The organism is Shewanella sp. P1-14-1 (assembly GCF_001401775.1).
Taxonomy (GTDB): domain Bacteria; phylum Pseudomonadota; class Gammaproteobacteria; order Enterobacterales; family Shewanellaceae; genus Shewanella; species Shewanella japonica.
In genome coordinates, this window is record NZ_LKTL01000008.1 from 157,847 (window position 1) to 170,220 (window position 12,374).

General features: G+C 40.9%; 8 protein-coding genes. All 8 read right to left on the bottom strand.

Annotated elements, in window-relative coordinates; translation table 11 throughout:
- Window positions 1-41: 41 nt before the first annotated feature.
- Complete coding sequence (locus AN944_RS07920) at window positions 42-2,609, bottom strand: agarase (RefSeq protein WP_160319083.1); 2,568 nt, start codon at window positions 2,607-2,609, stop codon at window positions 42-44.
- Window positions 2,610-2,654: 45 nt separating this feature from the next.
- A complete protein-coding gene (locus AN944_RS07925) occupies window positions 2,655-3,854 on the bottom strand; it encodes an SMP-30/gluconolactonase/LRE family protein (RefSeq protein WP_055024053.1) in 1,200 nt (399 codons plus the stop codon).
- A complete protein-coding gene (locus AN944_RS07930) occupies window positions 3,838-6,243 on the bottom strand; it encodes an agarase (RefSeq protein ID WP_144430158.1) in 2,406 nt (801 codons plus the stop codon). Before AN944_RS07930 ends, AN944_RS07925 begins: the two co-directional genes overlap by 17 nt.
- The gene (locus AN944_RS07935; RefSeq protein ID WP_055024054.1) at window positions 6,243-6,896 is read right to left on the bottom strand and encodes a bifunctional 4-hydroxy-2-oxoglutarate aldolase/2-dehydro-3-deoxy-phosphogluconate aldolase; all 654 of its coding nucleotides are present in this window, start codon (window positions 6,894-6,896) and stop codon (window positions 6,243-6,245) included. The genes AN944_RS07930 and AN944_RS07935 overlap by 1 nt, the downstream gene beginning before the upstream one ends.
- Before the next feature lie 52 nt (window positions 6,897-6,948).
- Entirely contained in the window at window positions 6,949-8,019 is a 1,071-nt protein-coding gene (locus AN944_RS07940) for a sugar kinase (RefSeq protein WP_055024055.1), read from the bottom strand.
- Window positions 8,016-9,368 carry an MFS transporter gene (locus tag AN944_RS07945; protein WP_055024056.1) on the bottom strand — a complete coding sequence of 451 codons (1,353 nt, stop codon included), beginning with the start codon at window positions 9,366-9,368 and terminating at the stop codon, window positions 8,016-8,018. The genes AN944_RS07940 and AN944_RS07945 overlap by 4 nt, the downstream gene beginning before the upstream one ends.
- A 110-nt stretch (window positions 9,369-9,478) precedes the next feature.
- The gene (locus AN944_RS07950) at window positions 9,479-10,633 is read right to left on the bottom strand and encodes a mandelate racemase/muconate lactonizing enzyme family protein (RefSeq protein WP_055024057.1); all 1,155 of its coding nucleotides are present in this window, start codon (window positions 10,631-10,633) and stop codon (window positions 9,479-9,481) included.
- A gap of 43 nt (window positions 10,634-10,676) precedes the next feature.
- Complete coding sequence (locus tag AN944_RS07955) at window positions 10,677-11,387, bottom strand: GntR family transcriptional regulator (protein ID WP_082419952.1); 711 nt, start codon at window positions 11,385-11,387, stop codon at window positions 10,677-10,679.
- Window positions 11,388-12,374: the final 987 nt, after the last annotated feature.

The window sequence follows — 12,374 nt, forward strand, 5'->3', positions numbered from 1 at the left end:
AATAAATCCAGCCTAAAGCTGGATTTATATAGGGCTAATCACTATTGACCATATCGCTGTTGGTACATGGTAGAGGTGACTTGTTTAACAGCTTGAATCATTTCAGGATAAGGTACGTCAGTGACCGTTACAAAACCTATGTTGGCATTTTCGCCATCAAACGCCCTGCCAGTAATGGGTTCATCAATGTATTGAAACCAATGTGCGCCAACCATATACGGTTTTTCTAGCACACTTTTCATATAAGCTTTATACATACGCGCTCGATCGACTTGATTCGCAGCATGGACAATACCTGGGCTATACATACCTGAGTCGGTTGCTGTGCCAATATGGAATTCTCCTACTACAACAGGTAAATCCACTTTTTCTAAAAACTGCCAATAATCAGTTTGTAACCCTTCTTCATAAATATTGAAGCTGAGTACATCTGAGTATTTAAGCGATGCTTTAATGATTTCATCAGGCATCCCCCAGTTTGCCATTCTTGCCCCCATATATAAATGATTCGGCAATACCTTCTCTAGCGTGTTGTGAACAACGTTAAAATATTGCTCGCCAAGTTTTTCTAACAGCAGTGATAAATCGGCAATTAACTCAGGAGTATGATCTGCAAACTCGAGTCCAAGGTTTAGATCGCTCCACTGAGTATATTGCGCCCCCCACGCTGCATTAATGTTATCGATAGCGCCATATTGCTCTTGCAGCACCTTAACAAAGGCTTTTTTAGCTGGGCTTTGGCTAGCGGGTTTTGAAAGTGCATCGAGAATCACACCATAACGCGCTTCAACTGAGCCTTCTCTCTCACCCCAGCTTTTCTCATTATCAATAAAAATACCGGCGCACCAAGGTGAAGATTGAATATCCTTTGCAATGGCATCAATGGTAATTTTTGCTCGCTCGGCGAACACGGGATCGAACGGATCTGGCATTAAGCCCCAATGATTAGTTTTACCTGACAGGGTCTTAAAATCACCAATTATCCAGCCATTGGCAAAGTAAGGAACCTGATTGGATTGATAAAAAGCAGGGTCAACCCAGTTGCCAAATGAAGTAAAGCCCCAATCATGCATACGTTTTGCAGTGACATCCTGCCAAGCTTGTAAGTATTTAGCTTGCGAAGAATGTTGTGTTTTTTGTTCCAGATGCTGATTTTCTTCTAGATAGTTTGATGGCTTAAATACCGCAGGATAGGAAGCAACATCCATTTCATTATATCTACGCTCTAAATTAGCGCGGTAAAAGCTGTATGTTTCGCCATAAGGTATTGGCCCTTTATGAGTTGTTCTGCGATAACTGTAATGTTTAGCTAGTGGCGCATCATAGTCGGGTAACCAAGTGAACATGTCATGTCTTAATGATGAAATAACGTAGCGCTTTTCTTTCACCTCTTTAGCAACATCCACAATCCCCATCGAATCTTCAGGTGTAATTTCATCACTGGTTCTTACCCTTATCTGAGGTTCATCATAATCAATCCCTGTTAACGTACTCATGTTGGCCATTCGTACATTAGCTGGCCCATGAGAGAAAAACAGATTGCCCTCTGGATCGACCATCCACCACTTACCATCGACTTTTTCAGTTCGAAAATACCCTGTCGCGTTTAATTTAGGCCCTTGGGTATACCCACCGTATTGTGAACGGTTAGGCATGCCACTAGACGCTTGTAACTGACTGAGCTCGTTATCTGCCAGCGCTTTTAATTGCATTTCTGAATTGATATGTAGCGCCGTGGGTTGTTTATTATTTTGACCGAAGCGATCAATTAAGCCAACGAGATAGTCAAATGGGTTATCTGTCTTTACAGGCGGGTTTTGACGGATACGAATGTCATCAATTATCACCGACTTAGCGCGTAAATTGCCAATAGTAAAAAATGATAATGACGACAGTTCAGTAAATGAGGCGCCTTTTTCACGCCATGAACGCCACACCATCATATCGTCATTGGTATTCCAAGGTCTTACGTCACCCCATACACCGGTATCGGTTTGCGCCTCAATTCCACTCAGTGGAAAATAAATCGTGCCATTATATCCAGCAACTAGACTGATTGAGCGACTTTGATACTGTCCAAGAGGGTTTGTAATGTCCACATAAAGCTGAATAGATTCATCACTGGTATTCGTGACATTCAATGCTAAGTTTGCACGAGGAAACTCAGCAACATTCCAAGGTGAATCAGGTTTGATGGTTAATTTGGGAATATTAGCTGTTTGCGGAAAATCCACTTTTAAACTTTGGCTATTATTACTGGAATTGTGAACAACTGCGGTTTGCGTATCAGTAAGTTTTAGCCAACTGAGCTGCTCATCATTATTAAAATCAACCAAGTGTTTAAGGACCACTTCGTCAGCAAACACATCATCAGTTTGATGGTTTTGCGTATTAACTATTTGCCCCTTACTTGCTTTATCGATACTTGCCTCCTGCGAATGGCAAGCTGTTAACGCAACCAAAACGCCTAGCAATAGTGAACTCAATTTTGTTTTAGATTGACTAAAAGTAACAGGTAAAGTGCTTGAATTTGCCGCACAGTGATCTGCTGTACGAATAACAGATGCTTGAAATGCTTGCGTATTAGTAAGATAAAACTTCCTTTTCATTTTTATCATCCTTTTAATGAACCAAGGTAATATCAACCACAAGTGCTATTGCGGTTGTTTGACCAAATCGAGCGAATAAAGATGTTGATGTGCAGTAACAAACACCGTGGAGTAGTCATCGTTAAAGGCAAGGTTGGCAGCAATACTGGGTAAATGTACTTTGGCTAGTAACTTACCCGAATGAGCAAATAGCCATAGTCCATCTGGGCCTGTGGCGAGAACATCTCCAGAAGGCAGGACTTTTAATCCATCGGGTAAACCACGTCCTTCGTCTTTCACTGGCGGTAATTGATGAAATACCTGACGCTGTATCACTTGCCAATCAGTATTCAAGGTATATTGATACCAGGCAGGCTTTTGTGGATTTGAAGCTGCAACGTACAAGGTATAGGTATTGTCGCTCGACGGCACGGATGCAGCCAACGCAATCCCATTGGGATAGCGTAAACTGTCATCAATTAAGCTTAATTCATGTTGCTTAGATAGCCGATACACCCCTTGAAATGCCAATTCCTTTTCAGGATCGTTAAGCTGCTGCGCTAGTCCATAAGGCGGATCTGTAAACAGTAAACTACCATCTTGGCTTAACACACCATCATTAGGGCTATTTAAGCGCATACCGTTGAACTGACTAACCACTCGTTGATAGTTAGCCTTAGGTTTATCAAGTGGGGCCTGCATCACTGCAACCTGACGAGAGCGAGACTGTAGCAATATTAATTGCTCAGCCTCACTATCAGATGTGTTAATCACCAGCCCATTAGAAAAGCCGCTTACAGGTAAATACTCATTAAGCCCTTGATCGGGATGAAATTGAAATACTTTGCCTGCAGGGATATCTGAAAACAGCAAATACTGGCCAGCAGAAGACCAAACAGGCCCTTCTGCCCACTGAAACCCAGAGGCTAACGTATGAAGCGGCGCAGATGTGTTTAACACTTCGTACGCCCTATCATCAAAGATCTCATATCGAATATTACGTAAGCTTGATTTTTCTTGCTCTGGTAAATTCAGCACCGGTGCAGCTTGGCTGTGATGACTCACAGATAAAGTGTAATACATCACTAACAGCGCCAATAACTGTGACCCGAAACGGCGAGTTATGTTACTGCACGTATTGCTATAAATACTATAATCACTACTATAATCACTACTGTAATCACTACTGTTATAGTCAGGGTTATAGCCAGCGGCTGAGATAGTGTTGCAAATTGGCCGAGACATCATTTTATTTAACGTGAACATCACCAAAACGCCTCGTATAAATTTGCTGATTGACGGCTTTTGCTGCATCAACTAATGGCTGATAAGGAATATCTGTCACACTCACGAAGCCAACGTTATAGTTTTCACCATCGTATGCACGACCTGTCAAAGGAGAATCAATATATTGGAACCAATGCGAGCCAACTAAATACGGATTATCTAGTACGCTGTTAACGTATTCTTGGTATTTAGCGCCTCGGTCGGCTTGTGAAGAAGCATGAATAAGTCCAGGGTTTAGTAAACCAGAATCCATTGAACCATTATGGAACTCACCTATGATACTTGGCATATCAATGCCTTCAAGAAATGACCAGAAGGAGTCATTCACCGATTCTTTGTAATAGTTATAACTCATTACATCGACATGTTTAGCCGCGGCCGATCGCACTTCGGGTGTCATCCCCCAACTGGCAAAGCGAGCACCTAAGTACAAATGATTTGGTAAGTATTGCGCAACTGCATCGCTCACCACCGCAAAATACTCGCTGGTATAATGCTCAAGTAATAACGATAAATCCGTTACCACTTCATCCTTAAAATCAGTAATCTCTATACCGGTTTCAACTCGCTTCCATGTCGGAAAATCTGTTCCCCATTGGCGATTTAATTCGCCTATGTTGGTATATTTTGTCTGTAATACCTTAACGAACTCAGCTTTAGTTGGGCTATCGCTTGCGTCTATACCTAACGTGTTGATAACAAGGCCATATTGAGACTCTATGCTGCCCATTTGTCCCCAGCTTTTCTCGTTATCGATAAATATACCAACACACCAAGGATTATTTTGAACTTCAGCGGCAATTTGCTTAGCAGTGAAATGAGCCCGTTTTACAAATTCGGGATCAAAAGGGTCAGGCAGTGGGCTCCAATAATCATTACCACTACTGACTGTTTTAAAGTCGCCGATAATCCAACCATTAGCAAAGTATGGAATTCGATTAAGTTGGTAAAAGCTGGGATCAACCCAATTACCAAATGACGTAAAGCCCCAGCTAAGCATACGATCGACTGTGGTATCTCGCCATTTAGGCATAAACACATCAGCGTCGTTAGATTGATATTTACGCGCAAGATTTGCTTGATAAAAACTAAAGGTTTCGCCCTTTTCTACTGCACCAGTATGCACTTCACGACGATAACCAAAATGTTCAGATAACGGCTCGCCATATTTAGGCAGCCAACTGAACATCTTGGCTCTTAACTCAGAACTGACATACCTTGTATCCCAAGCAGATTCAGGTGCCCTATTTAATCCAATAGAATCCTCAGGCGTGAAATCGCCTTCAGCTCTTGGGGTAATATGTGTGGTATTAAAATCATACCCTGTGATAGTAGAAGTATTTGCCATGCGTATATTGGCAATACCATTTGAGAAAAATAAATAACCTTCAGGATCAACAAGGCTCCACTTTCCTTGATACTTCTCAACTCTAAAATATCCTGTTGCATCAAGCTTAGGTCCAGCCTTCCAACCATTAAAAGTTGAGCGTCCCTCTGGTACGGTCTTACGTAAACTCGCTTGCTCTTTTGCTGAAATGGCGATTAATTCATCTGTAGAATTCACTTTATTGATAAAATCAATCTTGGTGCTTTGGCCAAATTCATCCACTAAATTCTCTAAATATTGGTCATTAAGTTTTGTCGCTTTAATCAATTGTAAATTGCTCAACAAGATTTGCTTGTCTTCTGGCACACCATGGACACTAAACTCAATTTCAGCGACATTTTTAAGATCAATATTTTTCACACCATAACGCCAAATTATAGGCGTATAATCGGTTAACCAAGGATTAGGATTACTTCTAATGCCTGTTTCAATTGACAAGTCTTCACCAGATAACGCCATAAAGTAGTTATCTTGGCTTTTAGCTGGTAACACAATATTTCGATTATGACTTAAGCCAGTACTGTCTTTTACTTTGACATGAATAAAGACTGAGGTTGACTTCGGGTTAGCCAATGAGACAGCAAAACCAATTGGCTCATTCGATTGCCAATTAAAACTTTTATCAGGTTTAACACTAAAGCTAGCGCTATGGTGCTGCTTTGAATCAAGATGAACAACTAATTGCTCTTTACCATCAATTTTTTTAATCTCACCACGAGAATTTTCAAAATCAAACTGATTTAGTATTCCCGGTTTACTTAAATCTTCGTAACCTGTTAACGGCGACAATAAAACTGTTGCCTGCGCTTTTTGCTGTTCGATACTGTTTACAGCCTCAGTTTCACCCCCTGCTGCCATGTCTTTTTCGGTGATTTGATTATTCCCGTTATCATTAACACCATCACTGCAAGCAAGTAATAAACTGGATATCAGTAAAGATGAATAAAAACGTTTGTGCCTTGAGCTAGGTTTAATTGTCATTAGCTTGCCTTCCTTGTTAATTCTTTTGCATTAATTTTTGCGACTATTTCACTGACATTTCTGGTCAATTGTTCGGCTTGTTGCGGACTGTAAACGGGTTGCGCCAAACTTCCGCCGATACCAACACCTGACGCTCCACTGTCAAACCATGCGTCGATATTGGAGGCATCAATACCACCAACGGGAAAAAAGTAGGTATCAAGAAAAGGACCTTGAGCTAATGCTTGTAAATAGTTTGCTCCCATAGGTCCTGCGGGAAATAACTTAATAATGTCAGCGTTAAATTGAGAGGCATCGACGATATCTGTCGGGGTCATTGCGCCCATGACCACAGGCACATCCAACGCGTGGGCATGTCGCACAATCGCCTCGTTAGTATTAGGCGTTACCAAAAACTGAGCACCTGCTTTAATTGCTCGTTTTGCAATTCGATGATCGGTCACCGTTCCTGCGCCAATTAACATGTGTGGGAATTGCTGCCTGAGCTGAGTGATAGCCATTTCATAACCTGGAGTATTGCTGGTGACTTCTACCGCAAGTACGCCAGCATCAGACATACATTGAACTATGCCTTCAATGTCACTGGGGTCTTTTACTCTAATAATGACAATCAATTTATGACTGATTAATTGCTCAACCACCTCGTGTCTCATGTCGTCTCCCTTTGTCTATTTTTATCCTAAATGACTGAACTGATAACCTTGTTCATCGAATAATGTGGCCAGATAAATTACCGTCCGCAATGTATTGAATCTCAGCTTCATTTGACCAATTTTGATCGCCAATACCCGTATGAGCTAGAGCAAATGCAGCATTGGCAAATTGCGCAATTTGCTGCCCATGCCAACCACGTTCTAACCCGTGCAATACCCCAGCAGCAAAGGCATCACCTGTGCCTAAACGGTCTTTAATTTCTACGGTAATCGGTGCTGAAAAGCTGCATGTTGTCGAAGTAATATAAAAACCAGTTAAGGTATTTTGATTAGCGCTATGATGCACTCGCTCAGTCATTGCAAAATCAATATCAAATTTAGCCCGTAAAAATTCAGCTAAATCATTAGCTTGATACCAGCTGCGCTGGCTAGTTTTGCCCAAGTGTTCAAGAGAATGTTGAGAAATAACGTGGGCGAGTTCATTTTCAGAAATATCTGGCGTCTGATAATCAAACACATCACTTATAACGCCAGCATTTCCAAAGGCTAGATTGGAATAAGTTAGGATTTCGCTGAAATAATCACGTGCCTTTTGGCTGTCATCCCAAAGCGAACGTCGATAGTTAAGATCAAAACTGACTTTTACCCCTAGAGACTTGGCAATTTTGACCGCTTTAATCGTTTCTGCTGCGCATTGGGTCGATAATGCTGGTGAAATACCACTAACATGCAACCAACGCTTACCAGACAAAATACTTGGCCAATCAAACTCGTCATTAGAAATTTGCGAAAAAGCGGAATAAGCGCGGTCATAAACCACTTTAGATGGCCTTATAGACATGCCCATTTCAATAAAATAACTGCCAATACGTTGACCACCTCGACGGATATAATCAGTCTGAATCCCGTATTTTTTAAGGCTTGCAATGCCATGATCGCCCAGTGCATTACTTGGCAGCTTAGTGACAAAATGGCATTCATGGCCCATTAATGCCAAGGAACTGGCCACATTAGATTCAGCACCGGCAAAATCTACAGATAGCTGTTCTGCACACACCAGTTGCTGTTGTGCAATTGAAGGCGTTAAACGCAGCATCATTTCACCAAAAAAGAGCAAACTCATTTTGATTTGCCCTCAATGATTGACGCTTCAACTAGTTCAGCCGCAGAATCAAGCTCCATGTCAGATGGCACAGTTATCTGCTCGACTTTACCGACCAAGAACAAGTACGAGCACAAACCACACATACCCAAGGCTGCGATTAATATTAATGCAGGTTTAAAGTCGCCTTCTTGTGCTAGGTATCCAATGGCAATGGGGACGATTACGGCAGATAATCCACCAATGAAATTAAAACACCCTCCCACTAAACCAACCATATGTTTAGGCGCGAGTAATGAAACAAACACCCAATTGATAGACGCTAACCCATTTCCAAAAAATGTCACTGACAGGAAGAATGTCATCCAAGCCGTACTATCGACATAATTTGCGAAAATCACACAACTAGAAAGCAGCAACCCTATAATAATCGGTGCTTTTCGGGCGACTTCATTTGAAATGCCTTTTCGCACCAACCAATCAGAAACAAAGCCAGATACCAAAACACCGGCAAAAGCACACAAAAATGGAATAGCGGCAAGAAATCCGGTATTGATATCGCTTAATCCACGATATTCAGCCAGATAGGTAGGAAACCAAGTTAAAAAGAAAATCAAAGTCCCGCCTAAACAAAACTGACCTATGTAAATGCCCCATAACTTGCGACTGGTAAAGGCGACTTTTAGATTTGACCAGTTGATTACAGCTTGTTGAACAGGCTTTTGAGATTGCTTTGATAATGGCTTATCTGACAGCGTCTTTTCTGTCTCAGCAGAGACAGCCTCATCAGGATCTTTATAAAGCCAATACCATATTCCAGCCCAAATAATGCCGATGGCACCTGAAACATAAAACAAACCACGCCAACCAAAATACTCTTGAATAACCGCCAGCACAGGCATTAAAAATGCCAAACCAATGAATTGACCTGAGGTATACACAGCAATGGCGCTCGCCCTTTCTTGTTCTTTAAACCATTGCGTCACGATTTTATTATTAGCAGGATATGAAGGCGCTTCGAAAAAACCAATTGCCATTCGACAACCGATTAATGCCGCTAATGAACTGACCATCCCCTGCACTATGGTTGCTAACGACCATGCCACTAATATAAAGGGATACAAAACACGGATCTTGATTGCATCGACCACCATGCCGCCGGGAATTTGCATAATGGAATACGTCCATGCAAATGCTGAAAATATCATCCCCATTTCTAATTTACTGATGTCGAGATCAGCAGAAATTGCCTGCGCTGCAACCGAAATGTTGGTGCGATCCATGTAATTAATAACCACACTACAAAATATCAGCGCCAGTACAGCAAACTTTTGTTTAGGCTGATGAGGTGTAACTTGTTCTTGTTTCATTTTCTATCCATGAAAGCGTTAGCATTGTTAATAACAGCTTCATACAAGCCTCTAAGATGAGTCATGCACGATGCTGTTGGCTAGATTGACTTAATTCGTTATGTTGCCTGTTACCAGTTGGTGTAAGAGCCATCCGGTTTATGTAATCTTGGCGGCTCCCAGAACTTGAAAGCCTGCTTCGGTAATGAGGCCTCATCAACATCAATGCCTAAACCAGGCAGGTCAGAAACGGGATATGCATTGTGAGATACTCGAGGCCGATGAGTAAAAATGGCGTCATATTCAGATAAATCACCATCATAAGGCGGTAACTCCAGCCAGCTTAAATTACTTATTGCAGCGCAATAATGAATCGAAGCTGCGGTACAAATCGGACTCAATGGATTGTGTGGCATCATGTCGATATATTTGGTTTCACACATCGCGGCCACTTTCATAGCCTCGGTAAAGCCACCAGCATTACAAATATCAATTCGAGCAAAATTGGTTAGCGCACTATCAACATAAGGAGCAAAATCCCATTTACTGGAAAACTCCTCGCCAATAGCAAATGGAACGTCCGTCATTGAGCGCAGGTTTTGATAACTCGTTAAGGACTGATCGCGTATAGGCTCCTCAATAAAATCTAAGGTACCTACAGGCATTTTTTGGCAAAAAGATACGGTCTCAGCAACTGTTAACCTATGGTGATAATCAATACCTAAAACAATCTCTTGGCCAATACTCTCCCGAGTTTTAGTTAACCACTCAGCGGCGATTGCAATTGATTTTCGTGCATCAAACAAGCTTGATTGTTCTGCACAGCCATGTTCGCCTGTGGTGGCTCTAATAGCTTGCCAACCCTGTTGTTTTAGTCTTTTTACATCATCAACAAAGTCGGCATTAAAGGCTAACGTAGAAGTGACAAATAGCGGGATCTGTTTTCGCTGTTTACCCCCTAATAGTTGATAAACAGGCACATTAAAATGCTTTCCTGCAATGTCATGTAACGCTATATCGATGGCCGAAATCGCAGCGGCAAGCACTCGACCGCCTTCAAAATACTGACTTCGGTATAGCTCTTGCCAAATATGAGAAATATTTAACGCAGATTGACCAATTAAAAACTGTTTGAAATGTTCAATTGCACCAGTAACCGCAAGCTCACGACCAGAAAGACCAGATTCTCCCCAACCATAAACGCCGGAATCGGTTTCAACTTTAACCAGGCAAACATTTCTAAAACCCAACCAGAAATTATAGGTATTAATATCCGTTATGATCATCTGTCATTCCCTATACATAATTAGACCTAAGCCGTTTCACTTTTCAGCTTTCAAGTGCAACATTGCTCTGCCAGTAATCACCGCCACTTTTAACGTGTCTTGTTAACGTTCTAACCGCAGACTCTTCATCTTTTGCGTTTATCAAATACAGTAAATGGCTGTGCTCACGTAAAATAGCTTCGTATCGACTTGGTTTTACTGCCAAATTACCCAATAAAGCCTGTAACATTAACTTCTTGTTTTTCCACAACACTAAGGCACTTTGGTTATAGTGATGGCGATACATTTCCCAATGAAACTCTGTATCAAGTTGCCTAAGTTGACTCGCTTCATGCTTAGGTAATAACGTCATTTTTTGATGTATGCTTGCTAACTTGTCTAAACTTTCTTGGCTTGCGTTACTGACATACCAAGACAAAAAATATGGCTCTAACAATTGCAAAATTTCAAAAACATCCCTCATGCTTGAATAAGCAAAATTAGCGACCCTAGCACCGCTATTTTTTTTAAAGGTTACAAACCCTTCCCCCTCTAACAGCTTTAGCGCCTCACGGACGGGATTAACGCTAGAGTCATAGCGTTTAGCTAACAAGGTCGTAATCAATCTATCGCCACTGACTAATTCGCCCTGCGCAATATCAGCTAAAATCCTGCTATAAATATCAGTTTCTAATTGCATAACGTCCCATTTGGCACACAGATATTGTTTAGTGCCGCTACCTGATTGCACATAATCCTGAGTTAGTAGCAGCATTTTTTGCGTCAAAAACCTGCAAGCAAGTTCAAAAAAGCAGCAAATACTGTTGGATTACACAATCTATCAATTAATCATTATTGTCAACAATTAACATTAAATAATTTATCATTTAATAAACAATAGATAAGATTGAGCGATGGTAATAGAGAGAAAATATCAACAAGAAGGCGTAAACAGCATGGCTTAAGTAATTGAAAAAATGATAAAAAAACCTGTTAAAACTTTTGCCATACAGCTTTGGCATAAAATGATGAGTGCGTGTGAATTTTTAACATTCACTAGCAGGTGTGAACACACAAGCTGTCATCGATATACCTACATACAAGGCAGCTGGTATACATCGATGTGAGAAAGGTAGTGACAACCGCCCTGTCACCTTCCACAGGCAGAGGATTACAATTCAATAAGTGAAATGAATGGAGTGAAGTGAAATGAATGGAGTGAAGTGAAATGAATGGAGTGAAGTGAAATGAATGAAGTGAAGTGAAGTGAATTTAAATAAAGAAGTATCTTTTTATCAAATTAACTAAATGATTTATCGAGATGTTAGCCGCTCCTCATCCTAACTCAAAGTAAATTGGCAAGAGCAGTGGATGTCCAATAACTAGAATAGAGAGCAGTGAGCAAAGTGAGCAAAGTGAGCAAAGAAACGATATTTTATGCTCGATAAACATCTACTTTCCTGATAACTTATTGAATTTGCGATGATTGATAAAAGGTTGAAGAGACCTCTACATTATTATTGCGCTCACTTTATACGGGCTTAATATTGATAATATCAGTCTTAATTTATATTTTTATCATTATTAAACAGTCGGTTAGCTTGGTAAGGTTACTGCTAAATTTGATTTTAGCCAGAAGATTAACGAGCAGCTATATAATACGCTGTTAACTTCCAAGGAGTATCCAGTGCGTACTGAGATATTGGAAAATCTTAAAACTCTAGAAATTAAAGAGAACATTAAAATACTGTATGCATGTGAA

What these genes read in the sequence shown, in the direction of transcription:
- AN944_RS07920 (WP_160319083.1), bottom strand. Translation starts at nt 2,609, where the DNA reads ATGAAAAGGAAGTTTTATCTTACTAATACGCAAGCATTTCAAGCATCT.
- AN944_RS07925 (WP_055024053.1), bottom strand. Translation starts at nt 3,854, where the DNA reads ATGTTCACGTTAAATAAAATGATGTCTCGGCCAATTTGCAACACTATC.
- AN944_RS07930 (WP_144430158.1), bottom strand. Translation starts at nt 6,243, where the DNA reads ATGACAATTAAACCTAGCTCAAGGCACAAACGTTTTTATTCATCTTTA.
- AN944_RS07935 (WP_055024054.1), bottom strand. Translation starts at nt 6,896, where the DNA reads ATGAGACACGAGGTGGTTGAGCAATTAATCAGTCATAAATTGATTGTC.
- AN944_RS07940 (WP_055024055.1), bottom strand. Translation starts at nt 8,019, where the DNA reads ATGAGTTTGCTCTTTTTTGGTGAAATGATGCTGCGTTTAACGCCTTCA.
- AN944_RS07945 (WP_055024056.1), bottom strand. Translation starts at nt 9,368, where the DNA reads ATGAAACAAGAACAAGTTACACCTCATCAGCCTAAACAAAAGTTTGCT.
- AN944_RS07950 (WP_055024057.1), bottom strand. Translation starts at nt 10,633, where the DNA reads ATGATCATAACGGATATTAATACCTATAATTTCTGGTTGGGTTTTAGA.
- AN944_RS07955 (WP_082419952.1), bottom strand. Translation starts at nt 11,387, where the DNA reads ATGCTGCTACTAACTCAGGATTATGTGCAATCAGGTAGCGGCACTAAA.